Origin of the sequence: Blastococcus litoris, assembly GCF_003075095.1 — a bacterium.
In the GTDB taxonomy this organism is placed as follows: domain Bacteria; phylum Actinomycetota; class Actinomycetes; order Mycobacteriales; family Geodermatophilaceae; genus Blastococcus_B; species Blastococcus_B litoris.
The window spans coordinates 373,439-396,919 of the sequence record NZ_QCZF01000006.1; the positions used below are offsets into that span (position 1 = coordinate 373,439).

At 73.0% G+C, this 23,481-nt stretch carries 19 protein-coding genes; 9 read left to right on the forward strand and 10 right to left on the reverse strand.

The genetic code is table 11. From position 1 onward, the window contains the following. Nucleotides 1-31 precede the first annotated feature (31 nt). The 5 genes from DCS98_RS15390 to DCS98_RS15410 form a co-directional block, all read right to left on the reverse strand. Nucleotides 32-709, reverse strand: coding sequence for an SRPBCC family protein (locus DCS98_RS15390; RefSeq protein WP_116452219.1), 678 nt, complete (start codon nt 707-709; stop codon nt 32-34). Continuing rightward, entirely contained in the window at nt 706-3,126 is a 2,421-nt protein-coding gene (cutA, locus tag DCS98_RS15395; RefSeq protein ID WP_116452220.1) for an aerobic carbon-monoxide dehydrogenase large subunit, read from the reverse strand. Before cutA ends, DCS98_RS15390 begins: the two co-directional genes overlap by 4 nt. Next, nucleotides 3,123-3,641 (reverse strand): (2Fe-2S)-binding protein, encoded by a 519-nt coding sequence (locus tag DCS98_RS15400; RefSeq protein WP_116452221.1) that lies wholly within the window; start codon nt 3,639-3,641, stop codon nt 3,123-3,125. The genes cutA and DCS98_RS15400 overlap by 4 nt, the downstream gene beginning before the upstream one ends. Next, a complete protein-coding gene (locus DCS98_RS15405; RefSeq protein WP_116452222.1) occupies nt 3,638-4,513 on the reverse strand; it encodes an FAD binding domain-containing protein in 876 nt (291 codons plus the stop codon). The genes DCS98_RS15400 and DCS98_RS15405 overlap by 4 nt, the downstream gene beginning before the upstream one ends. Before the next feature lie 176 nt (nt 4,514-4,689). After that, complete coding sequence (locus DCS98_RS15410) at nt 4,690-6,129, reverse strand: uracil-xanthine permease family protein (protein ID WP_116452223.1); 1,440 nt, start codon at nt 6,127-6,129, stop codon at nt 4,690-4,692. 227 nt (nt 6,130-6,356) lie between these two features. Between DCS98_RS15410 and DCS98_RS15415 the strand changes: the two genes are divergently transcribed. Further along, nucleotides 6,357-7,841 carry an FdrA family protein gene (locus tag DCS98_RS15415; RefSeq protein WP_241038069.1) on the forward strand — a complete coding sequence of 495 codons (1,485 nt, stop codon included), beginning with the start codon at nt 6,357-6,359 and terminating at the stop codon, nt 7,839-7,841. Beyond that, complete coding sequence (locus DCS98_RS15420; protein WP_116452224.1) at nt 7,838-9,244, forward strand: YlbE family protein; 1,407 nt, start codon at nt 7,838-7,840, stop codon at nt 9,242-9,244. The genes DCS98_RS15415 and DCS98_RS15420 overlap by 4 nt, the downstream gene beginning before the upstream one ends. Before the next feature lie 14 nt (nt 9,245-9,258). Here DCS98_RS15420 and DCS98_RS15425 read toward each other — a convergent pair whose 3' ends face one another. Continuing rightward, nucleotides 9,259-10,014 carry a DUF2470 domain-containing protein gene (locus DCS98_RS15425; RefSeq protein WP_116452225.1) on the reverse strand — a complete coding sequence of 252 codons (756 nt, stop codon included), beginning with the start codon at nt 10,012-10,014 and terminating at the stop codon, nt 9,259-9,261. Between the two features lie 62 nt (nt 10,015-10,076). On the opposite strand from DCS98_RS15425, the gene rpsD reads away from it, so the two are divergent. Then, complete coding sequence (gene rpsD, locus DCS98_RS15430; RefSeq protein WP_116452226.1) at nt 10,077-10,679, forward strand: 30S ribosomal protein S4; 603 nt, start codon at nt 10,077-10,079, stop codon at nt 10,677-10,679. Nucleotides 10,680-10,686: 7 nt separating this feature from the next. On the opposite strand, the gene DCS98_RS15435 is transcribed toward rpsD, so the two are convergent. Then, a complete protein-coding gene (locus DCS98_RS15435) occupies nt 10,687-11,772 on the reverse strand; it encodes a Cache 3/Cache 2 fusion domain-containing protein (protein ID WP_241038071.1) in 1,086 nt (361 codons plus the stop codon). A 292-nt stretch (nt 11,773-12,064) separates the two neighbouring features. Here DCS98_RS15435 and DCS98_RS15440 point away from each other — a divergent pair, with 292 nt between their 5' ends. From DCS98_RS15440 to DCS98_RS15460, 4 genes are all read left to right on the forward strand, one after another. Beyond that, nucleotides 12,065-12,841 carry an SDR family NAD(P)-dependent oxidoreductase gene (locus DCS98_RS15440; protein ID WP_116452228.1) on the forward strand — a complete coding sequence of 259 codons (777 nt, stop codon included), beginning with the start codon at nt 12,065-12,067 and terminating at the stop codon, nt 12,839-12,841. Nucleotides 12,842-13,032: 191 nt separating this feature from the next. Beyond that, nucleotides 13,033-14,778 carry a SpoIIE family protein phosphatase gene (locus DCS98_RS15450; protein WP_164704586.1) on the forward strand — a complete coding sequence of 582 codons (1,746 nt, stop codon included), beginning with the start codon at nt 13,033-13,035 and terminating at the stop codon, nt 14,776-14,778. Nucleotides 14,779-15,010: 232 nt separating this feature from the next. Further along, nucleotides 15,011-15,421, forward strand: coding sequence for a hypothetical protein (locus tag DCS98_RS15455; protein WP_164704587.1), 411 nt, complete (start codon nt 15,011-15,013; stop codon nt 15,419-15,421). Between the two features lie 64 nt (nt 15,422-15,485). Continuing rightward, nucleotides 15,486-17,150, forward strand: a complete 1,665-nt coding sequence (locus DCS98_RS15460; protein WP_116452231.1) for a signal peptidase I — start codon at nt 15,486-15,488, stop codon at nt 17,148-17,150. A 63-nt stretch (nt 17,151-17,213) separates the two neighbouring features. Here DCS98_RS15460 and bar read toward each other — a convergent pair whose 3' ends face one another. From bar to DCS98_RS15475, 3 genes are read right to left on the reverse strand one after another with little or no spacing between them, the layout of a single operon-like run. Then, a complete protein-coding gene (gene bar / locus DCS98_RS15465) occupies nt 17,214-18,317 on the reverse strand; it encodes a barbiturase (RefSeq protein ID WP_116452232.1) in 1,104 nt (367 codons plus the stop codon). 11 nt (nt 18,318-18,328) lie between these two features. Further along, nucleotides 18,329-19,297: a carbamate kinase gene (locus DCS98_RS15470; protein ID WP_116452233.1), complete on the reverse strand. Its 969-nt coding sequence runs from the start codon at nt 19,295-19,297 to the stop codon at nt 18,329-18,331. Between the two features lie 53 nt (nt 19,298-19,350). Next, nucleotides 19,351-20,184, reverse strand: coding sequence for a histidinol-phosphatase HisJ family protein (locus DCS98_RS15475; protein WP_116452234.1), 834 nt, complete (start codon nt 20,182-20,184; stop codon nt 19,351-19,353). A gap of 79 nt (nt 20,185-20,263) precedes the next feature. Between DCS98_RS15475 and DCS98_RS15480 the strand changes: the two genes are divergently transcribed. Both DCS98_RS15480 and DCS98_RS15485 read left to right on the forward strand, forming a co-directional pair. Continuing rightward, the gene (locus tag DCS98_RS15480; RefSeq protein ID WP_116452235.1) at nt 20,264-22,483 is read left to right on the forward strand and encodes a RecQ family ATP-dependent DNA helicase; all 2,220 of its coding nucleotides are present in this window, start codon (nt 20,264-20,266) and stop codon (nt 22,481-22,483) included. 55 nt (nt 22,484-22,538) lie between these two features. Then, the gene (locus tag DCS98_RS15485; protein ID WP_116452236.1) at nt 22,539-23,171 is read left to right on the forward strand and encodes an alpha-ketoglutarate-dependent dioxygenase AlkB; all 633 of its coding nucleotides are present in this window, start codon (nt 22,539-22,541) and stop codon (nt 23,169-23,171) included. The last annotated feature ends 310 nt before the right edge of the window (nt 23,172-23,481 follow it).

The following is a 23,481-nucleotide window of genomic DNA, read 5'->3' on the forward strand; positions in this document are numbered from 1 at the left end:
GTCTTCCCTGGCTGGGGTAACGCGTGCTTCGCTACCGAGCCCGGCGGCCGAGGCGGTAGCCGACCAGGACGCCGATCAGGGTGAGGAGCGCCCCGCCGACGGCGCCCACGAGGAGGGTCTGGGCGTCCCCCGACGTTCCCGCGGAAACGCCGGCCTTGCCCGCGAACACCTGCCGACCCGGTGCCGCGACCGGCGCGCCGCCGGCCACCAGCGACGCGTCACTGGCCGACACAGCGGCAACAGAAGGAGCAGCGCTGATCGGCGTCACGGTGCCGGTCAGCTCGGCGTCGATCGCCGTGAAGAACTGGCCGGCCATGCGCTTGGCGACGCCGGTGATCATCCGCTGACCCACACCCGCCACCGGCCCGCCGATCACGGCGTCCGCCGAGTAGGTCAGGTTCGTCTTCCCGTCACCGGCGTCGTCCAGGTTGATCGTCACCTGGGCCCGCGCGTTCCCCGGCGCACCGGCACCCGATGCGTGCATCACGTACGACTTCGGGTGCTGCTTGTCCGAGAGCTTCACCTCGCCCGCGTACGTCCCGCGGATCGCCCCGACGCCGACGGAGACGTTCATCTTGTACTCGTCGTCCCCGACCTGCTCCAGCGTCTCGCAGCCCGGGATGGTCCGCGCCAGCACGGCCGGGTCGGTGATCACCGACCACACCTGCTCCGGCGAACCCGAGAGAACTGCCGAGCCGTCGAGGTTCACGCCATCACTCCAGTCCCCGCGCGGCCGGCGGCCGCTGCGGTCATCTCCGAATCAGGGGAGCGCACCAGGTCGTACAGCTCCGTGGGCGAGATCGGCATCGACGTGATCCGCCGTCCCACCGCGTCCTCGATCGCCGAGGCGATCGCCGCCGTCCCCGGGATGACCCCGGCCTCGCCGGCGCCCTTGATGCCCAGCGGGTTCAGCGGCGACGGCGTCTGCTGGTGGTCGATGTCGACGTCGGGCACCTCGGACGCGTACGGCATCAGGAAGTCCATGTACGAGGCGTTCTGCAGCTGGCCGTCCTTGTCGTAGACCATCCGCTCGTAGAGCGCCCCGCCCACGCCCTGCGCCACGCCGCCGTGCACCTGGCCCTCGACGATCATCGGGTTCACCACGTTGCCGCAGTCGTGCACCACGGCGTACTTCACGACGTCGATCTCCCACGTCGCCGGGTCGATCTCGACGATCGCCGCGTGCGCGCCCGACGCGAACGTCGACCGCAGCGGCGAGTAGTAGTCGCGGTGCTCCAGCCCCGGCGCATCGCCCTCGGCCACCGGCGGCTTCGAGTCGTCGTGCGTCGTGAACTGGGTGGCCTGCTTGGCCGCCTCGTCGAACGCGTAGCGCAGCGGGTTGGACAGCACGGCGACGGTCCGCAGCGGGATCGACGTCCCGGGAACGCCCTTGACCTGCACCAGGCCCTCGTCGATCTCCAGGTCCTCCGGCGCCGCCTCGAGCACGTCGGCGGCGATCCGCAGCGCCTTCTCGCGCACGCCGCGGGCAGCCAGCGCGATCGCGTTGCCGCTCATCACCGCGGCGCGCGAGGCGAACGTCCCGACCGCGTAGCCGAAGCGCCGGGTGTCCCCGGTGGTCACCTCGACGTCCTCGATCGGCACCCCGAGCTCGGAGGCGACGATCTGCGCGAACGCCGTCTCGTGGCCCTGCCCCTGCGAGGTCAGCCCGGTCGAGACCAGCACCTTGCCGCTGCCGAGCACCTGCACGTGCCCGCCCTCGTAGGGCCCGGGCCCGGTGCCCTCGACGTACAGCGCCATGCCGATGCCCAGGTGCTTGCCGCGGGCGGCGGCCTCGGCGCGCAGGGAGTCCACGGAGGACCAGCCCACCAGCGTCTTCAGCTTCTCCACCAGACCCGGGTAGTCGCCCGAGTCGTAGATGACCGGCCGGCCGTCCTGGAACGTCAGGTGGTGGTCGTAGGGGAACTGGTCGGGCTGGATCAGGTTCCGCTCGCGGACCTCGGACCGGTCGAGCCCGAGGGCGTCGGCGATCCGGTCCATCGTGCGTTCCATCGCGTAGCAGGCCTGCGGCCGCCCGGCGCCGCGGTACGGCGTCACGATCACGGTGTTCGTGTAGACGCTGTCCACGCGCACCCGGTACACGGGGATCACGTACGGCCCGACCAGCTGGGTCGCGGTGATGATCGGGACGATGATCCCGTAGGGCGTGTACGCGCCGTTGTCGTGCAGCACGTGGACGTCCAGGGCGGTGATCCGGCCGTCGTCGTCGTAGCCCACGGTGATGTCCTGGCGCTGCTGCCGCTCGTGCGCCGAGGAGATGAAGTGCTCGCGCCGGTCCTCGGCCCACTTCACCTCGGCCTGCAGCGCGATGGCCGCCATCGGCACCAGCAGCTCCTCCGGCCACGGGTGCACGATCTTCACGCCGAAGCCGCCGCCGACGTCCGGCGCGATCACCTCGACCTTCTCCAGCGACAGCTCCAGCTTCGCCGCGATCGCCGCGCGCACCGACGTCGACGCCTGGGTGCTGGTGTAGACCCGCAGCGACCGGTCGTCGGCGTCCCACTTGGCGTGCACGCCCTTGCCCTCCATCGGCATGGAGGCGCTGCGCTCGATGTACTGCGTGAAGCTCAGCGTCCGCGGCGAGGCGGCCAGCGCCGGCTCCACGTCGCCGGTCTCCTGGTGGTGCCGGGCCGCCACGTTGTCGGGGACGTCGTCGTGCACGGCGGCCGTCGCCTCGTGCGCGGCGTCCACGCCGACGACGACGGGCAGCTCCTCGTAGGTGACGACGATGCGCTCGCACACGTCCTCGGCGACGTACCGGTCGGTCGCGACGACCATCACCACCGGCTCGCCCACGTGCCGGACGACGTCGCGGGCGAGGGAGTAGGCGGTGCGCGGCTCGGTCAGCTGCGGGTGGGGGATGAGCACCGGCAGCGGCTCGGCCATCGGGCCGTGCAGGTCCTCGTAGGTGTAGATGGCGACGAGGCCCTCGACGTCGAAGCAGTCGTCGACGTCGATGGACACGATGCGGGCGTGCGCGTGCGGCGAGCGCACGAAGGCCGCGGCCAACGCCCGGTGCCCGATGTCGTCGAGGTACCGGCCCTTGCCGACGATCAGCCGCGCGTCCTCGCGCCGGCGGACCGGCTCCCCGAACAGCTTCGTCGTCATCGGGCGTCCCGCATGGCGGCGTTGGCGTGGTGGACGGCCTTCTTGATGTTGGCGTAGCCCGTGCACCGGCAGAGGTTGCCGCCGACCATCTCGTCGACCTCCTCCTCGGTCAGGTCGGCGGAGTTGTCCCGCTTCTCCAGGCCCGCGGCGATCGTGGTGAGGAAGCCCGGCGTGCAGAACCCGCACTGCAGCGCGTGGCACTCGCGGAAGGCCTCCTGCACCGGGTGCAGCACCTGGCCGCCCTGGTGGTCCTCCCGCGCGAGGCCCTCGACGGTGGTCACCTCGTGCCCGTCCACCTGCACGGCGAGCATCAGGCAGGAGCGCACCGGGTCGCCGTCCACCAGCACCGTGCACGCCCCGCAGACGCCGTGCTCGCAGCCGACGTGCGTGCCCGTGAGCCCGAGGTCGTGGCGCAGCGCGTCCGACAGCAGCCGGCGCACCGGCACGGTGGCCTCGCGGCGGACACCGTTCACCGTGACGGTGATGGTCCGTTCGACGTCGACGGAGGCGGTCACGCGGCCCTCCCAGCTGCCTCGGCTGCCGCCTCGGCCAGAGTTCGTTCGGTCAGGACGCCGACCAGCAGGCGCCGGTAGTCGGCGCTGGCGTGGATGTCGGTGTCCGGGTCGACCAGCGTGCGCGCCAGCTCGCCGGCGGCGGCCCAGTCGGCCTTCTCCACGGGCGCGCCGATCACGGCGTCGGTCAGGTCGTGCACCTCGGGGGTCAGCCCCACCGAGACGTAGGAGGCCCGGACGGCGGCGACCCGGCGGTCGTCGTCCAGCGTGACGACGACGCCGGCGCCGCAGACGGCGTAGTCGCCCTTGCGGCGGGCCACCTCGGCGAACGCCGTCCCCGAGCGGGCCGGCAGGGCGGGGAAGAAGGCGGAGGTGACGACGGCGGGCCCGTGGACCGAGGTCTCGAGCGGGCCGACGAAGAAGTCGCGCCACGCGACGGTCTCGACGCCCGCGGGGGTCGCCACCGAGACCGAGCCGTCGGTCAGGGCGAGGACCGAGGTCATCTCGCCCGACGGGTCGGCGTGCGCGATCGAGCCGACGGTCGTGCCGCGGTTGCGGATGGCCGGGTGGGCGACGTTCGCCGTCGCCCGGGCCAGCAGCGGCTGCACGCCCGCGGCGGCGTCGTCGTGCAGCAGCGCGTTGTGGCGGACGAGCGCCCCGACCGTCACGCCGGCATCGTCCACCTCGACCGAGGCGAGGCCGGGCACCCGGTTGATGTCCACGAGGGTCGTGGGCGCGGCCAGCCGCATGGACAGCAGCGGCAGCAGGGACTGCCCGCCGGCGAGCACCTTTGCGCCGTCACCCTCGGTGGACATGACCGCGAGGGCCTCGTCGAGCGTGCCGGGATCGGCGTAGCGGAACGGTGCGGGCTTCACCGGCTGCGGTCACCTCCGTACGAGACGTGCGAAGCAGTCACTCTGTCACCGCGCAGAGGGGCGGCGAAAGTACCTCACCGCTAAATCTTCGTTGCGCCCGATCGTGACCCGGAAACGACGCACGCCGCCCCCGGACGGACCGGGGACGGCGTGCGCGTGGAGCAGGCGGAGCAGGGTTACCGGGTGGCGCCCGGGACCCCCGGACGGCCCACCTCGTCGACCGAGGACGGGTCGGGCGCGCCGTGGTGACCGAGGGACGACGCGGCGGCCGGGTGGGTGCCCTCGCGGAGCAGCGCGGCCTTCATGTCGGCCGGGGCGAGCGCCCGGGCGACGTGCCAGCCGGCGACGGCGACGATCGAGCCGAGCGCGATGCCGCTCAGCGAGAAGTCGTCGGTGATCTGCAGGTTGACCGGGCCGATGCCGATGATGATCCCGGCCGCGAGCGGCACCAGGTTGATCGGGTTGGCGAAGTCGACCCGGTTCTCCTTCCAGATCTTGGCGCCGAGCAGGCCGATCATCCCGTAGAGGACGACGGTGATGCCGCCGAGCACCCCGCCGGGGACGATGTTGATCAGCGCGCCGAACTTGGGGATGAGCCCGAGCAGGATCGCCACGATCGCGGCCACGTAGTAGGCGGCCGTCGAGTACACGCGGGTGGCGGCCATGACGCCGATGTTCTCGGCGTAGGTGGTGGTGGGCGAACCGCCGACCGAGCTGGCGATCACGGTCGCGATGCCGTCGGCGGCGACCGCGCGGCCCATGTACGGGTCGAGGTCGCGCTTGGTCATCTCGGCCACGGCCTTGACGTGACCGACGTTCTCGGCCACGAGCGCGATGACCGCCGGCAGCACCAGGAGGCTGAAGTTCAGCGAGAACGTCGGCGTGGTGATGTCGGGGAATCCGAACCAGTCGGCGTCGCCGACCGAGTCGAAGTTGATCCGGTCGCGGGTGGACACGACGCCCGTGCCGTCCGGCGAGGTGATCTGGCCGGCGGTGGCGTCGAGCAGGACCGACAGCAGGTAGCCGAAGACCAGGCCGAGCAGGATGGAGATGCGGGCGATGAAGCCCCGCAGCGCCAGCGAGCAGACGATGACGAAGGCCATGACGGCCAGCGCGACCCACTGGTCCTGGGGCCAGTAGACGCTCGCGGCGACCGGCGCCAGGTTGAAGCCGATCAGCATCACGACGGCGCCGGTCACGGCCGGCGGCAGCACCTTGTTGATGAGGTCGAGGCCCGCGAAGTGGATCAGCAGGCCGACGAGGGCGAGCACGACGCCGGCGACCAGGATCGCGCCCACGACGTCGCTGGACTCACCGCCGTTGGTGCGGATCGCGGCGACACCGCCGACGAAGGCGGCGCTGGTGCCCAGGTAGCTCGGCACCCGGTTCTTGACGATGAGCAGGAACAGGATCGTCGCGACGCCGCTCATCATGATCGCGAGGTTCGCGTCCAGGCCCATGATGAGCGGGAAGACGAAGGTCGCCCCGAACATGGCGACCACGTGCTGGGCGCCGATGCCGACGGTGAGCGGCCAGGACAGCCGCTCGTCGGGCGCTACCGCCTCACCCAGGGGCGGCGTCTTGCCGTCCCCGTAGAGCTTCCAACCGAACGCCATCTGAGTGCCTCCTCGGCGTGCACTTCCGACACGGATCCATGCCGGACAACGGGCGTTGTCAGGACTGGGAGGCGCCACTGTCGCACCGCCGGGCACACGGCGGAAGTGCCTCAGTGCTAAATCGTTATTGCAGGTGAATGCCACTGGAACGGGTGATGCCGGGGGCTTCTCGTGGGACTGCAGAACATCTCTTACCGCTAAGGCAGTTGTGCGGTAGCGTCCGCCGGGTGAGCGCTCCCGCGGGTGTCCGGCACGTCTCCCTGCGCAGCGGCGTCTACGCCGACTCGGTCCGCCTGATGCAGGTGAGCCGGGAGGTGGGGGCCACCGACGGCGTCAGCGCCGTCGTGGTCGCCATGGCCACGCCGCTCAACCTTGAGCTGGCCGCGAACATGGGTCTCTCGCCCGACGAGCCGGCCTCGCCCGAGCAGCTGCTGATCGCGATCCGCGCCGACGACGACGCCGCGCTCACCGCTGCCGTCGCCGCGGTCGACGCGGCGCTCGCCGCCCGCGAGCGCTCGACCGGCTCCGCGCAGGCGGTCCCGCAGCGCACGATCGGCGCCGGCCTCGACGAGCTCGAGGGCTCGGCGCTGGCGATCGTGAGCGTGCCGGGGCAATACGCCGTCGCCGAGGCCGCCGACGCGATCGCCGCCGGCCGCAGCGTCCTCGTCTTCTCCGACGGCGTCCCCGTCGAGCACGAGGTGGCCCTCAAGCGGGCCGCACACGAGGCCGGCGTCCTCGTCATGGGCCCCGACTGCGGGACGGCGATCGTCTCCGGCGTCGCGCTCGGCTTCGCCAACGTCGTCCGCCCCGGGCCGGTCGGGCTGGTGGCCGCGTCCGGCACCGGTGCGCAGCAGATCTCCTGCCTGCTCGACATGGCCGGCGTCGGGGTCTCGCACGTGCTCGGCGTCGGCGGCCGCGACCTGTCGGAGGCCGTCGGCGGGCTCGCCACCCTCGACGCCCTCGCCGCGCTCGACGCCGACGAGGGCACAGAGCGGGTCATGGTGGTCTCCAAGCCGCCCGCGCCGTCGGTCGCCGCCACGGTGGCGGAGGCCGCCGGGAAGCTGTCGGTGCCGGTCAGCAGCGCCGTCCTCTCGCCCGGGACGCCCGACCTGACCGTCGCGGTCGAGGGCCTGCTCACCGAGATGGGCCTCGACGTCCCGGTCTGGCCGTCGCGGCCCGGGCCGGCGGAGGCCGCGGTGCCCGGTGCCGTGCTCAAGGGCTTCTACTCCGGCGGGACGCTGGCCGACGAGACGATGCTGCTGGCCGCCCCGGTGCTCGGCGACATCCGCTCCAACACGCCGCTGAAGCCCGAGCTGGACCTCGGGACGGACCTGTCCGCCCCCGGCCACGTCGTCGTCGACTTCGGGGACGACGCCCTGACCGTGGGCCGCGCGCACCCCATGATCGACCCGACGCTGCGGCTCGAGGCCATCAGCAACCTGGCCGCCCGCCGCGAGCCCGCGGTGCTGCTGCTCGACGTCGTCCTCGGCTACGGGGCGGACCCCGATCCGGCCCACTCGCTCGTGCCGGCGCTGACCGCGGCCCGCCGGGCAGGCACCCTGCCGGTGGTGATCGCCCTGATCGGCACCGAGGCCGACCCGCAGGGCTGGTCGCGCCAGGCCGACGCCCTCGCGGAGGCCGGCGCCGCCGTCTTCGCCTCCAACGCCGCCGCCACGCGGTACGCCCTCGACCTGCTGGGAGCCTCGAAGTGACACTCGGCGGACTGCTCTCCGCGCCCCCGGCGATCGTCGCCGCGGGCGTCGACGTCTTCTCCGACGCGCTGCGCGCCCAGGGCGCCGACGTGCACGACGTCGACTGGCGGCCGCCGGGCTTCGGCGACCCGGCCGACCTCGCCGCGCTCGCCCTGGACCCGCGCCGGAACGCCGCCAACCGCGTGGCCGTCGAGCGGATCCTCGCCGCCGGCTCGCGGCTGGTCGACGTCCGGCCCGCCCGCGAGGTGATCGGCCTGGCCGACCGCACCCTGCTGCACTCCGGCCCGCCGCTCACCTGGGAGACCGCCTCGGGTCCCATGCGCGGTGCGCTGATCGGCGCGTGCCTCTTCGAGGGCTGGGCCGACGACGTGGAGGAGGCGGAGACGCTGCTGTCGTCGGGCGCCATCGCGCTCGACCCCTGCCACCACCACCGCACCGTCGGCCCGATGGCCGGGGTGACCTCGCCGTCGATGTGGATGTGGTACCTCGAGGACCCGGTCCACGGCGGCAAGGCGTTCAGCAACCTCAACGAGGGCCTCGGCAAGGTGCTGCGCTACGGGGCCTTCAACCAGGAGGTGCTCGACCGGCTGGCGTGGATGCGCGACGTTCTCGGGCCCGTCCTGTCCACGGCGGTCCGGTCGATGGCCGAGCCGCTGGACGTCAAGAACGTGCTCGCGCAGATGCTGCAGATGGGCGACGAGGCGCACAACCGCAACCGCGCCGGGTCCCTGATGACCCTGCGCGAGCTGTCGCCGGCGCTGGTCGAGGTCGACGCCCCGTCGTCGGACATCGCCGCCGTCCTGAAGTTCATCGGCGGCAACGAGCACTTCTTCCTCAACCTGGGCATGCCGACGGCGAAGCTCGCGATGGACGCCGCCCGCGACGTCCCGGGCTCGTCGATGGTCACCGTGATGGCCCGCAACGGCACCGAGTTCGGCATCCAGACCGCCGGCACCGGTGACCGCTGGTTCACCGGCCCCGCCAACACCCCGGTCGGCCTCTTCCTGGGCGACTACGGCCCGGACGACGCCAACGCCGACATCGGCGACTCCGCGATCATGGAGACCTACGGCATCGGCGGGTTCGCGATGGCCGCGGCCCCGGCGATCGTGCGCTTCGTCGGCGGCACCGTGCCCGACGCCCTGGCCACGACCGAGCGCATGTACCAGGTGACGCTGGCCGAGAACCCCGCCATGGCGATCCCGATCATGGGCTTCCGTGGTTCGCCCACGGGGATCGACGTCCTCAAGGTGGCGCGCACCGGCTGGCTGCCGCAGATCAACACCGGGATGGCCGGCCGGATCGCCGGCACCGGTCAGGTCGGCGCCGGTCTCGTGCAGCCGCCGCAGGAGTGCTTCGAGAAGGCGCTCGTCGCCCTCGCCGAGGAGACCCGCAGGGCCTGAGCCGCCGACGAGCGTCAGGCAGGGCCGCAGGCGAGCAGGTGCCCGAGCGCCGCTCCGAAGTCCGCCGGCGACGGCAGGGGCGAGGCGAACGGCACCCGCAGGTCGTAGCAGCCGTTCCGGCTCTCCACCCGGAAGCGGACGCCGAAGCGGTCCAGCCCGAGCAGGCGGACGTCGTCCTGCCGTCCCGCCCAGCACTGCACGCGCCGGGTGAGGCGGTCCAGCGGCCCGCGCTCCGCCGCCACGAGCTCGATCTCGGAGGCGCTGACGCCGTCGGCCCGCGCGCCGCGGAAGTCCTCCGGCTCGACGTCGCTCGACACGCCTGCCTCCTCCAGCAGCACCTCCGCGAGGTCCATCCGCAGCAGCGTCGCGCTCAGCCCGACGTCGAACAGGCTGTCGCAGGGGTGGCTGTCGGCGAAGTCGAGGACCAGCCGGGCGACGTCCTCCTCCGGCACCGGGGCGACCCACCCGGAGAGCTGCACCAGACCACGCACCGGGTGCCGGAGCGGGAAGGGTGCGCGGCCGGTGACCGTCAGGCGGGCCGGCACGTCACCGACGGGGGAGTGCCCGAGCGCCGTCGTCACCTCGCCGGACGTGGGGACGACGAGCAGCACCTCGCCGCCGCGGGTGGTGGTGGCTCCCCACAGCTGGCTGATGCCGAGGCCGGCGCAGTACAGCGAGGCCACTGGTCGGGCGGCGACCGTGCGGGCGCGCTCGGCCACCGGTGGCTGGTGGTCCGTGGTCGCGGACGAGTGGGTCGGACCGGCCGTCATGGACCACCTCGGAGGTTCGGTGAAACGAGTAGTAAGGTGAGCCTAACCAAACCGGAGGTCATGTGAACACGCCCCGCCCCAAGGTCCGGCTCAGCCGCGCGCTGGGCATCCCGCTCACCCCGAAGTGCGTCCAGTACTTCGAGCGCCGGCCGTACCCCCCGGGTGAGCACGGTCGCAAGCGCCGCAAGGACAGCGACTACTCCACCCGGCTCAAGGAGAAGCAGCGGCTGCGGGCGCAGTACGACATCAGCGAGACCCAGCTGCGGGCGGCGTTCGACCGGGCGAAGCGCTCCGGTGGCAAGACTGGTGAGGCGCTGATCCAGGACCTCGAGTCACGCCTGGACGCCACCGTCCTGCGCGCCGGCTTCGCACGGACGATCTACCAGGCCCGGCAGTTCGTCACCCACCAGCACGTGCTGGTCAACGGCAAGCGGGTCGACCGCCCCTCCTACCGGCTCACGCCTGGTGACTTCATCGAGGTCGCGGAGAAGTCGAAGAAGAAAGAGCCGTTCCTCGTCGCCGCCTCCGGTGCGCACGCCGAGGCTCCGAAGTACCTCGAGGTGCGGCTGGCCGACCTGGTGGCGCGCGTCGAGCGGACGCCGGGCCGCGACGAGGTCCCGGTGATCTGCGAGGAGCAGCTCGTCGTCGAGTACTACTCCCGCTGACCCGGCCTCAGGCGGGCAGCGAGTCCAGCGGGATCCCGACGTACAGCATCCCGATCAGCTCGCCCGCCGAGGACCGCAGGCCGGCATAGGCGGTGAAGTACGGCCGGTCGGCCACGGTGGCCGCGCCGGTGTACGTCTGCCCGGCGTGGACGGCGGCGAGCACCGGGTTGGCGGTGCCGTCGGCATTCGTCCGTGCGATGTAGGTGCCGACGTTCCGCTTGCCGGCCGGCGTGACGACGCTCGTGGCCACCCGCACCATGCTGCCCGCGGCATCCAGGCGCTGGAACACCGTGCAGCTGCCCCCGACCTGCGCGACGACGTCGTCCACGAGGGCCGACGGGCGGCGCGGGTCCTCGTTGCGCTCCAGCGGGACGCCACCGATGAGCAGGTCTGGCAGCTCCACGGTGCGGGGGTGCGAGGTCGACTGGTCGCGCACGGTCAGCCTGCGCGGGGCCTCGCCCAGGTCGGCCCCGCCGGCCTCGCTCAGCAGGTCCTCGGCCACCCCGAGCGCCCGTCGCACGTAGGCCCCCCGCTGGCTCTCGGCGAGCTCCGCCACCGCCTCGGTGATCCGGGCCGACCCGGCGGCGGCCCGGTCGACGTTGCCGACGACGCGGTCGGTGGCCACCCGCTGCTGCTCGACGGCGGCGGCGATGGAGTCCTGCGCGTCGGAGATGGCGGCCAGGGTGCCGCCGATGCGCGCGATCGCGTCGACGGCGGACTCCGTCTCGCGCTGCACGGCCGCCACCTGGGTGCCGATGTCCTCGGCCGCCTGCGCGGTGCGGCCGGCCAGCTGCTTGACCTCCTGCGCGACGACGGCGAAGCCACGGCCGACCTCTCCCGCGCGGGCCGCCTCGACGAACGCGTTGAGCGCGAGGATCCGGCTCTGCTGGCTGATCGCCGTGATGAGCCGGACGAGGTCGGTGATCGCCCCGCTCGCCGCCTGCAGCGCCGCGATCCGTGCGTCGACGGCCTCCGCGTCGTGTACGGCCTCCTCCGCCACGGAGGAGGCGCGTGCGGTGCTCGCGGAGATCTCGCCGATCGCCGCGCGCAGCTCGGTCAACGAGGTAGCCGCCTCGCGGGAGGTGTCGGCCACCTCTCGGCTGGCCTGGGCCAGCACCCCGGCCTGGCGCGCGGCATCCTCGAGGCTGACGTCACGGGTTCGGCTCCGGCCGGGTCGGGGCGTCGGGGCGGCAGGGCGTGGTGCCGTCGGTGCGGCCGGGGCCGCCTCTCGGTTGGCCGACCTGCGCACGCCGCTGCCTCTCGTCCACCCGTGGTCGTCGCCACCAGGGCGACGCGATCCGGAACAAGCTAGGCCTGATCCCGCCTCAGCCCGGGAGGCGCGCCGCTGCCGGAACACCGGCGCCACGGGGTGGCTTGGTCGGTGCGTGCGCATCGATCTCTCGGGCCGGACGGCCCTCGTCACGGGTTCCTCGCAGGGCATCGGGCTGGCCATCGCCACCGGTCTGGCCGGTGCGGGCGCCGACGTGGTGCTCACCGGACGCGACCCGGACAAGCTCCGCGTCGCGGCCGAGGGCATCGACGGGCGCGTGCGGACCGTGGCCGGCGACGTCACCAGCGACGACGGCACCGCCGCGCTCCTCGAGGCAGTGCCTGACGTCGACGTCCTGGTCAACAACCTGGGCATCTTCGGCGCGCAGCCCGCGCTGGAGATCTCCGACGACGAGTGGCGGCGGTACTTCGAGACGAACGTGCTGACCTCCGTCCGGCTGACCAGGGCCTACCTGCCGGGCATGCAGGAGCGCGGCTGGGGACGGGTGCAGTACATCGCCAGCGACTCGGCGGTCGCGATCCCTGCCGAGATGGTCCACTACGGCGTCAGCAAGACCGCGCTGCTCGGCGTGGCCCGCGGGTTCGCCAAGGCGGCCGCCGGCTCCGGTGTGACGGTCAACTCGGTGATCGCCGGGCCCACGCACACGGGCGGCGTCGAGGACTTCGTCCGGTCGCTCGTCGGCGATCTGCCCTGGGACGACGCGCAGCGGGAGTTCATGCGGCTGCACCGGCCGCAGTCGCTGCTCCAGCGGCTGATCGAGCCCGAGGAGATCGCGAACATGTGCGTCTACCTGGCCTCCCCGCTCGCATCGGCGACGACGGGTGCCGCGGTGCGCGTGGACGGCGGGTACGTGGACGCGATCCTGCCCTGACCGACGTCGTCCGGGTGAGCGAGCGGCCGTCCTGCGTCCTCCGCCACCACCCGGGGAGCGTGGGGCTCACCCCCGATCACGCAGGCGGGGCCGACGTCGACGCGCTGGAGCGCCGCCGGCCCGTCCGCCCGGGATGAGACGATCGGGTACCGGCATCCGCGACGGCGACCGGTCGGCGACGGGTGGGGGTGGTGGGGCTGGACAGGCGGCTGGCGGAGCTGGTCGCGGGGACACCCCGCACCGAGCTCCAGCGCATGGTCCTCGAGCACGACTGGGCGGCGACGTCGCTCGGCCCCGAGGAGCAGTGGTCGCCGACCCTGCGCACCGCCGTCGCGACCTGCCTCAACTCCCGGTTCCCCATGCTCCTGATGTGGGGCCCCGAGCTCGTCATGATCTACAACGACGGCTACGCGCCCATCCTCGGCCTGCGGCACCCGGACGCCCTCGGGGAACGCGTCGTCGACGTCTGGCCCGACGTCTGGGACGACATCGAGCCCGCCATCGAGGAGGGTCTCGCCGGCGGCGCCCCGCACTTCGAGGACCGGCCGCTGGTCATGACCCGGTACGGCTTCGCGGAGGAGTGCTACTTCACCTTCGCCTACAGCCCCGTCGTCGCCCCCGGCGGCGTCGTCGCCGGGCTGCTGGACGTCGTCGTCGAGACCACCTCCCGCGTGCTCGCCACCCGGCGCCTGGGCATCCTGTCCGAGCTCGGCGGGTTGCCGCGCTCCACGCACGGCAACACGGCCGAGGCCGTCGCCGCCGTGCTCCGGGTGCTCGCCGCGGCGCGCGCCGACTGCCCGGTGGGCGCCGTCTACCTCGACGACGGGACCGGTGCCCGGCTCATCGCCTCGGAGGGCGTCGGGGAACCGGGGCACCTGGCCAGCCCGGTCCTCCTGGAGCCCGTGCGCACGGCGATCGCCACGGGGGTGGCGCAGACCCTCACCCGGCTCGGCGAGCGGCTCCCCGGTCTCTCCGTGCTGGGCGCCAGCCCGATCGGGCAGGCCGACGTGCACACCGCCGTCGTCCTGCCGCTCGTGGTCGCCGGTCAGCCGCGCCCCGTCGGCGCCCTGGTGGTCGGGACGAGCCCCCACCTGCGGCTCGACGAGGAGTACCGCGTCTTCCTCTCCCTGGCCGCGGGACAGGTCTCGGCCGCGCTGGCCGACGCCCGCGCCGTCGAGCTGGAGCGGCGCCGGGCCGAGGAGCAGGCGGAGCTGGACCGCGCCCGCGCCCAGTTCCTCACCGAGGTCGCCGTCACGCTGCAGCGCGCCGTCCTGGGTCCCACCAACCTCCCCGGCGGCTTCGCGGTCCACTACGAGCCGGCCAGCGGCACCCTCGAGGTGGGCGGCGACTGGTACGACGTCGTCCACCTGCCCGACGGCCGGCACGGCGTCGTCGTCGGGGACGTCGTCGGCACCGGCCTCCCGGCCGCCGCCGTGATGGGCCAGCTGCGCAGCGCCGGCCGGGCCCTGCTCCTGGAGAGCCGGTCCCCGGCGCACGTGCTCAGCGCGCTGGACCGGTTCGCGGAACTCGTTCCCGGAGCCGCGGTGAGCACCGTGGTCTGCGGCATCGTGGACACCCGGACCGGCGCCCTGCGCTACAGCAGCGCCGGCCACGTACCGGGCATCGTGGTGGACGTCGACGGCCACCCCCGGCTGCTGGGCGAGGGAGCGTCACTGCCCCTCGCCGTCGTCCCCGAGCTGGACCGCCCCGAGGCCGACGTCGTCCTGGCGCCGGGGTCGACGCTGCTGCTGTACACCGACGGCCTCGTCGAGCGGCGCGGCGAGGCGCTGGACGAGGGCACCGCCCGCGCGGTCGGCGCGCTCGTCGCCGGCCGCGAGCTGCCGCCGGAGGAGCTCGCCGAGGTGCTGCGCGGAAAGCTCTTCGGCGACGCGCCGGACGACGACGTCGCCTTCCTGCTCTACCGCCACGGCGGCTGAACGCAGCTCCCCGGCACGGCCCTTTTCGCCATTTCCTGCCCCGGGCGAACGAATTCCATGACCGACTCGGCGGTGTCTCTTTAGCGACTCCAGTCATTTCTTGGGACAGGAGTTAAGTCCGTGGCCCGGCTGCCGAAGCTGACTTCGTCAACGATCAGGCCAGCCGTCGCTGAGCCGGGTGAACCCATCCGCGCCGTACTGAGCCACGAGAGAACAGGACCCTGCTATGCGCGTGTCGCGCGTTCTGCTCGCCGGTGTCGCGGTCGCCGGTGCCGTCGCCACGACCTCGGCCTTCACTGCTGGTAACACCTTCGACGCCACCGGCATCCTCGACGACAACGCCGGCTACGGGAAGCTCACCGTGACCGGTGTGACCGTCAGCAACGTCGCGTACATCCCCCTCGCGGCGGACACCAGCAAGCTGGACAAGGTCGTCTTCACCATCACCGAGTCCACCGCCGACATGAACGCGTACCTGACGATCAAGAACGCGAGCAACGCGGTGCTGTTCGCCAGCGACGTGACCAACAACTGCGTCTACTCGAACCCCGGCAGCACCTCGCACGTGATCACGTGCGAGGTCGTCAACACCCTGGACATCGAGCCGATCACCGAGGTGGGCCTGACGGTGGTGTCCAAGTAGCCCTTCGGACCGGGCGGGGCGGCCACTCGGTCGCCCCGCCTGATCTCGGCTCCTGCCTCCAGAGATGACCTCCCCGTCGAAAGTCGCCAGCACCAGCGCCCTCGCCGCGCTGGTGCTCGTGACCGTGTGGTTGTTCTTGCCGACCACGCTCGGCGGGTCGATGACCTACGTGGCCACGCACGGCACCAGCATGGAGCCGGACTTCCACGCGGGGGACCTGGCGCTGCTCAGCCCGGCCGACGGCTACGACGTGGGCGACGTCGTCGCCTACCGCAGCGAGACGCTCGACACGGTCGTCATGCACCGCATCGTCTCCGTGGACGCCGCCGGCTTCGTCACCCAGGGCGACAACAACGACTGGCTCGACGAGGACCGGCCGGCCGAGGAGGAGATCCTCGGCCGCCTCTTCGTCCGCATCCCCCACGGCGGTCAGGTGATCGGCGCCGTGAGCTCGCCGGGAGTCCTCTTCTCCCTGGCCGGCGGGATGCTCGTCCTGCTCGGCGGGCTGCACGATCCACGTGGCCGGCGCACCGCCGGCTGGCTGCGCCGCCGTCGGGCCGGTGCCAGGTCCGCTCGGGGCCCCGCCCGTCATGCCCACGCGCGGACGCGGTCGGGCTTCGCCACGTCCACCCGCGGGCGCGCCCGGCAGGTCGCGGTCGGCGCCGCAGGGATCGCGCTCGTCGCCGCCGTCGCGTGCGGCGTGCTGCTGGCCCTCCCACCCACCGCGACGGAGACGCGCACGGTCGACGTGACCCAGCGCAGCGACTTCAGCTACAGCGGCACGGCGGAGACGGGGACGACCTATCCGACCGGAGCGGTCGAGACCGGCGACACGGTCTGGAACCGCCTGGTCGAGGACCTGACCGTCACCGCGGCCACGAGCGTCAGCGGGCCCGACCTGGCGGGCGTGACCGGCACCGTGCGGCTCGACGTCCTCGTGGCCGCGCAGGACGGCTGGAGCGCCGTCCTGTCCTCCGGTCCGGTGGCCGCCTTCGAGGGCGGGACGGCGTCGGCAGCCGTGGCCGTCGACACCGACGCCGCGCTGGACCTGCTGCGCCGGCACCAGGAGGAGACCGGGTCGTCCGGCGGAGGGGGCACGCTGACCGTCACCCCGGTGTCCGAGACGACCGGCACCGTGCACGGTCGACCGTTCACCGCGACCCCGCCCGCAGGTCTGGTGTTCGCGCTGGACGACGCGGCCCTGCGGCCGCTGGGCACCGAGGCCGCCGACCTGTCTCCCAGCACCGCGACCCCCGTCGAGATCGAGGAGGTCGGCCCGCGCTCGCTCCAGCTGCTCGGGCTGTCGGTCCCGATCGGCACCGCCCGGAAGACGGCGGGCGCGGCCCTGCTGCTGTCCCTGGTCGCCCTCGGCGCCGGTGCCTGGGTCAGCCGGACGGGGCGCGGGGACGTCTCCGACCGGTTCCTGGTGCGCCACGCGGACCGCATCCTGCCGGTGACGTCGTTCCAGCCCGGCGCGACCGTGATCGACGTGTCCGACGCGGAGTCCCTGCACCGCGTCGCCGAGCGCTTCGACACCGTCGTCCTGCACCACGCCGGCGAGGAGGAGGACACCTTCGCCGTCCGCGACGTCGACGCGACCTACCGCTTCGTGGTCCCCGTCGCCGGCGACCGCCGCCGCGGCAGGCCGCCCGTCCCCGCAGCTCAGCCGGCGGAGTCGACGACCGTCGTCGACGGCCGGTTGCGCGGTCTCTGGGGCCAGGTCGCCTGACCCCGGGAACGCGACGGGGAGGCCGAGGGTCACCGACCCCCGACCTCCCCGGGCTGCCTGCTGCTAGGCCTTGACGATGGCGGCGACCGGGCCGCCGCCCGACGGACCCTGGTGGACCGCCGCCACCGAGACGAACACCGCCGGGTCGCCGGTCACCGAGGCGGCGACACCGCCGACCGTGGCCTTGATCTGGCGGTGCCAGAAGACGTCGGAGTCGTCGAGCATGGCGTTGCGCCGCCCGCGGACGTAACCGGTCGGGTCCGCCTCGCACTTGAGGAAGACGTTGACCAGCCGGTCGCCGAGGTCGCTCACGTGCGGGCGCTCGGGCAGGTCGAGACCGGCCTGGCGGATGGCGTCCCAGATGCCGTCCTGGTCGAGGGCGTCCTTCATGACCGAGTGGCCGATCACGTAGTTGCCGCCGTGCCCGCGGGCGTTGCCGACGACGACGATCTGCGCCCGGTCCAGCTCGACGCCCGACGAGCAGGAGGCGACGGCGCTGAACAGCGACAGGTCGCGCATGACCTGCTCCTGCTTCGGCATCTCGATCTCGCCGAGGGCGACGGCGATGCCCAGCGCGGTGGTGCCGTTGGACAGGTCCATCGAGCCGTGCGGCTCGTCGTAGTAGGTGTCCTTGCCGCGGTTCTTGGCGTCGCGGATGGTCTCGATGGTCAGCAGCGGCGTCTTGGTCTGCACGTAGTGGACGTCGGCCGGGTCGGTGATGCCGGCGGCCTCCATCGCGCGCTTCACGCCCTCGGCCACCTTCTCCACCATGGAGATGCGGCCGATGTCCTCGGGCATCAGGACGTCGCTCATCGCGTAGCCCACGGTCAGCCGGGGCTCGTCGGTCTTCTCGACGGCGTCCTCGGGGAGCGTGGCGAAGATCGTGGCGTGCGGGCTGATCACGCCGTCGGTGCCGCCGGACCACACGATCGGGATCTGCTTGACCTCGTCGGCCGAGCGGGTGCCCTTCTCCATCAGCACCTCGCGGAAGGCGCGGTCGGCGATGATGCGGGTGTAGTCGTTCACCCCGCCGTTGCCCTCGGTCTTGCCGATGACGGCGACGACCCGGTCGGCCTCCATGACGCCGTCGTCGATGAGCTTGGCGAGCTCGGAGGCGTCGCTGACGTTGTGCAGCGGGACCTTGCGGACCTCGATCGGTGCGGGCACTGGCTCTCCCTCTAAGAGTTGGTCAGGACGGTGCCGGCGTCGTCACCACTGACGGCGTCGGCGATGTGCTCGAGCGAGGTGATGACGGCTCTCCGTCCTCCGGACGCCGAGCCGCCTCCCTCGACGAATCGGAGGGCGGCCTCCACCTTGGGGCCCATGCTGCCCCGCGCGAACTGCCCGGCCGCCGCGTGCTCCCGCAGCTCGGCGACGGTCACCCGGCCGAGCGGCCGCTGGGACGGCGTGCCGAAGTCGACCATCACGTTGGGGACGTCGGTGGCGATGACGAGGGTGTCGGCGTCCAGCTCGCGGGCGAGGATCGCCGCCGTCAGGTCCTTGTCGATGACCGCCTCGACGCCGCGCAGGGCCTCGCCGTCCCGGCCGTCGTCCGTCACCGGGATGCCGCCGCCGCCGGCGCAGACGACGACGAAGCCGGCGGCCGCCAGGGCGTGGATGGCGGGGGAGTCGACGACGGACCTCGGCTCGGGGGAGGCGACCACGCGCCGCCAGCCGCGCTCGCCCCGGTCCTCCCAGTTCTGGCCGAGGGCGACGAACCGTTCGGCCTCCTCGCGCGGGAGGTAGCGGCCGACCGGCTTGGAGGGCTCGACGAAGCCGGGGTCGTCGAGGTCGACGAGGGTGCGGGTGATCAGGCCGGCGGTCCGCTGGCTCAGGCCGCGGGTCCGCAGGGCGGCGTCGAGCTCGTCGGCGACGGTGAAGGCGATCGTCGCCTGCGTCTGGGCGACGTTCCAGTCCAGCGGGACGGGCGGGACGACGTGCGCGGCCATCTCGTTCTTGACCAGCAGGTTGCCCACCTGCGGGCCGTTGCCGTGGGTCAGCACCACCTCGGCGCCGGCGGCCACGACGTCGGCGATGTGCCCGGCCGCCACGCGGATGGCGTCCCGCTGCGCCTGCGGGGTCGCCGAGCCGTCGGGCCCGGTCATCGCGTTCCCGCCGAGGGCGATCACCACGCGCTGCGACGTCACCTGGTGGACCCTAGCGGCAGATTCCTTAGCGGTGAAGTACCTCTTCGGGGGTCTCAGCGGCGCCAGAAGTCGTAGCGGTCACGACCCGGCCGGAAGCCGGCCGCCTCGACGACGTCGACGGCGACCCGGAAGTGCTGGCCCACGGCGCCGGGCTGGTGGGCGTCGCTGCCGAAGCTGACCGCCTCGCCGCCCTCCTCGTGGAACCAGCGCACCTGGTCGACCGAGGCGAGGGGGCTGCTGGTGTTCACCTCGAGGGCGCGGCCGCTGCCGGCGAGAGCCCGGAACACCGCCCGGTACTCCTCCTCGTAGTGCTTCTCGACGTAGCGGTGCGTCCCGCCGGGCCAGTAGCGCCGGGGGAAGTCGACGTGCGCGAGCACCTGGAAGACGTCGCTGGTCTCGATCATGTCGACCAGTTCGCCGAGGTAACGGCGCATCGTGCCGTCGGCGTCGTCCCACAGCAGGTGCCCGACGCCGTAGAGGCGGCCCTCGTGGGCGAGGGAGTGCAGCGAGCCCAGCACCCGGTCGACCGGGGCGTTGCGCAGGTAGGCGTCGACGCTCGCCCGGAACAGGTGCGGCTCGCCGGTCTCGACGCCCGACAGGATCCGCAGGTCCGGGAAGCGGTCGCGGACCTCGGCCAGCTCGGCGAAGTAGCCCTCGACGTCGATCTCCGCGTGCCGGGACGCGTGCCGGTCGACCAGTCCCTCGTCGGTCGCCCGGTCGTCGGGGTCCCAGACCGTGAAGTCCAGGTGCTCGGTGAACGCGACCGAGGGCAGGCCCAGCGCCACCGCCCGCTCGCAGGCGCGGCGCATCGTCGAGGAGTCGGCCGTGTCCCACGACCAGTGGGTGTGGACGTGGTTGTCGGGCGGCAGGTCCTCCGAGGCGCGCATCGCGGAGGATTCTCCCCCGTCGTCCACACCTCCCGCCGGGCGGTCGGTTTCGTCGTCCCGACTGCCTACTGTCGTCGGCATGAGCACCGCTGCGCCGACGTCCGACCTCGCCACCGAGGCCCTCGGTGTCCTCCGGGAGCTCACCGGCCGCCCCGACGCCATCTTCCGCGAGGGGCAGGACGCCGCGGTGTCCGCGCTGGTGGAGCGCTCGCAGCGGGCGCTGGTCGTGCAGCGCACCGGGTGGGGCAAGTCGGCGGTCTACTTCGTGTCCACCGCTCTGCTCCGCCGGAGGGGCAAGGGCCCGACCTTGCTGGTGAGCCCGCTGCTGGCGCTGATGCGCGACCAGGTCGCCGCGGCCGCCCGCGCCGGCATCCGTGCCGTCGAGATCTCCAGCGCCAACATGACCGAGTGGGACGACATCGCCGCCCGCCTGGCGGCAGACGACGTCGACGTCCTGCTCGTCTCGCCCGAGCGGCTGACCAACCCGCGCTTCCGCGAGGAGCAGCTCCCCGGGCTCGTGGCCCGCTGCGGCCTGGTGGTCGTCGACGAGGCGCACTGCGTCTCCGACTGGGGGCACGACTTCCGCCCCGACTACCGGCGCATCCGCGACCTGCTGGGCACCCTCCCGGCGGGGACGCCGGTGCTGGCGACGACCGCCACGGCCAACGAGCGCGTGGTGGAGGACGTCGCCGAGCAGCTGGGGTCCGGCGGTGTCGAGGTGACCACCGTCCGCGGGCCGCTCTCCCGCGACTCGTTGCGGCTGGGCGTCCTGCGGCTGCCGTCGGACCGGGCCCGGCTGGCCTGGCTGGCCGCGCACCTCGACGACCTGCCGGGCAGCGGCATCGTCTACACGCTCACCGTGGCCGCGGCGGAGGAGACGGCGTCCCTGCTGCGCGACGCCGGTCACGAGGTGCGCGCCTACACCGGCCGCCTCGACGACGCCGACCGCAAGGCGTCCGAGGAGGCGCTGCGCGGCAACGAGGTGAAGGCGCTGGTGGCGACCTCCGCGCTGGGCATGGGCTTCGACAAGCCCGACCTCGGCTTCGTCGTCCACCTCGGGGCACCGTCGTCCCCGGTCAGCTACTACCAGCAGGTCGGCCGTGCCGGCCGCGCCGTGGAGCACGCCGACGTCCTGCTGCTTCCCGGGCCCGAGGACCTCGCGATCTGGCAGTGGTTCGCGACGTCGTCCATGCCGCGGGAGGACCACGCGGCCGCGGTGCTGACCGCGATGGCCGACGGCAAGGCGTGGTCGGTGGCCCGCCTGGAGACCGTCGCCGACGTGCGCCGGTCCCGGCTGGAGCTCCTGCTGAAGGTGCTGGCCGTCGACGGCGCGGTCGAGCGGGTCCAGGGCGGCTGGCGTTCCACGGGGCAGCCGTGGGTCTACGACGCCGATCGGTACGCCCGCGTGACGCGGACCCGCGAGGCGGAGCAGCGGTCGATGATCGCCTACGCGCGGCCGGTGGACGAGGCGATGTGCCGCATGGCCTTCCTGCAGGAGGCCCTCGACGACCCGACGGCCGCGCCCTGCGGCCGCTGCGACGTCTGCGCCGGCCCCTGGTACGCCACCGACGTCCCGGAGGCCGCTGCCGAGGCCGCGTCGGCGGCCCTCGACCGGCCGGGAGTGGAGCTTTCGCCCCGCGCGCAGTGGCCCACCGGCGCGGACCGCCTCGGGGTCGACGTCAAGGGCAAGATCGCGTCGTCGGACCAGATCCAGCCGGGCCGGGCGGTCGCCCGGCTCACCGACCTGGGCTGGGGTCAGCGCCTGCGCACCCTGCTCGGGGACGACGGCGTGGGTGGCGTCGTGGACCTCGAGGCGCCGGGTCTGGAGGAGGACCCCGACGCGGCCTTCGACGTGCCGGTGAAGCGGTCGGTCTCCGACGTGCCACCCGACGACGACATCATCCGCGCGTGCGCGCGCGTGCTGGGCGCGTGGGACTGGGAGGAGCGGCCCGGTGCGGTCGTCGCCATCCCGTCGCGACGCCGTCCCCAGCTGGTCACCGGCCTCGCCCAGGGGCTGGCCCGGCTCGGGCGGCTGCCCTACCTGGGGGAGATGACGCTGCAGCACGGCGGGCCCACCGGTCAGCCCGGTGGCAACAGCGCCTTCCGGCTCGCGGCCGTGTGGGACCGCATCGTCGTCGGCCCCGAGCTGCGCGAGCGCCTGGCCGAGGCCGGATCCGCCCCGATCCTGCTGGTGGACGACCTGGCCGACTCCCGCTGGACGATGACCGTCGCGGGGCGCGAGCTGCGACGTGCCGGCGCCACCGCCGTCCTCCCGTTCGCCCTCGCGCTGACCGCCTGAGCTCTGTCCACAGCTTTTCGCACACATGTGCGAAAAGTCGGAGTAGCGTCTCCCCATGACGCTCGCCCACCAGCCCTCCATGTGGGACCTGGCCGAGGAGGCCACGCTCGGACCACTGGCGGGGCAGATGACGAGGCACGCGCTGAGCGAGGGCGCCTGGGTGGACCACCTGCCCGGCTGGGTCGCCGGCTCCGACGAGGTGCTCGAGGTCCTGCTCGGGGACATCGGCTGGCGGGAGGACCGCCGCCAGATGTACGAGCGCGAGGTGACCGTGCCGAGGCTGCTCCGCTGGTACAGCGGCCAGGAGACGCTGCCGCACCCGCTGCTGACCGAGGCGCGCGAGTCCTTGAACCGCTACTACGGGGTCGGCAGCACCACGGATCGATTCGTCACCGCCGGCATGTGCCTGTACCGCGACGGCCGCGACAGCGTCGCCTGGCACGGGGACAGGCTGGGCCGCGGGCGCTCCACGGACACGATGGTGGCCATCGTGTCCTTCGGTTCGCCCCGGCCGCTGCTGCTCCGCCCGGCGAGGGGCGGGCAGAGCCTGCGCTTCCCGCTCGGCCACGGGGACCTGGTCGTCATGGGCGGCTCGTGCCAGCGCACGTGGGAGCACTGCATTCCCAAGACGACGAAGCCGGTGGGCCCGCGGGTCAGCGTGCAGTTCCGACCCACCGGCGTCGCCTGAGACAGCGTGACGGGGGCCTCCAGGGACCCCCCTGCAGACCCCCTCGGCGGTCGTGTACTGTTCTCCATGCGCCGCGCGGACCGGGAGGTCCGCCGGACCGAGACCCCGGGTACGGGGTGCATCGGAAACCGGCGTAGTGTTGGACATCCAAGCCAGCAGGGAAGCCCGAGAGGGTGGACTTGTTGCGCGTCCGCTCTTTGAGAACTCAACAGCGTGCCGAAAGTCAGTGCCAAGTAATACCCCGTGCCAGGGTCTTCGGATTCTGGCTGGGATTCCTTTGGTTGATTGATATCGCGAGTGTCAGCTCGCG

Coding starts and splice junctions, on each gene's coding strand:
- cutA (WP_116452220.1), bottom strand. CDS start 3,126: ATGACGACGAAGCTGTTCGGGGAGCCGGTCCGCCGGCGCGAGGACGCG.
- DCS98_RS15410 (WP_116452223.1), bottom strand. CDS start 6,129: ATGGCGTTCGGTTGGAAGCTCTACGGGGACGGCAAGACGCCGCCCCTG.
- DCS98_RS15425 (WP_116452225.1), bottom strand. CDS start 10,014: ATGACGGCCGGTCCGACCCACTCGTCCGCGACCACGGACCACCAGCCA.
- DCS98_RS15460 (WP_116452231.1), top strand. CDS start 15,486: ATGACCTCCCCGTCGAAAGTCGCCAGCACCAGCGCCCTCGCCGCGCTG.
- DCS98_RS15475 (WP_116452234.1), bottom strand. CDS start 20,184: ATGCGCGCCTCGGAGGACCTGCCGCCCGACAACCACGTCCACACCCAC.
- DCS98_RS15480 (WP_116452235.1), top strand. CDS start 20,264: ATGAGCACCGCTGCGCCGACGTCCGACCTCGCCACCGAGGCCCTCGGT.
- DCS98_RS15485 (WP_116452236.1), top strand. CDS start 22,539: ATGACGCTCGCCCACCAGCCCTCCATGTGGGACCTGGCCGAGGAGGCC.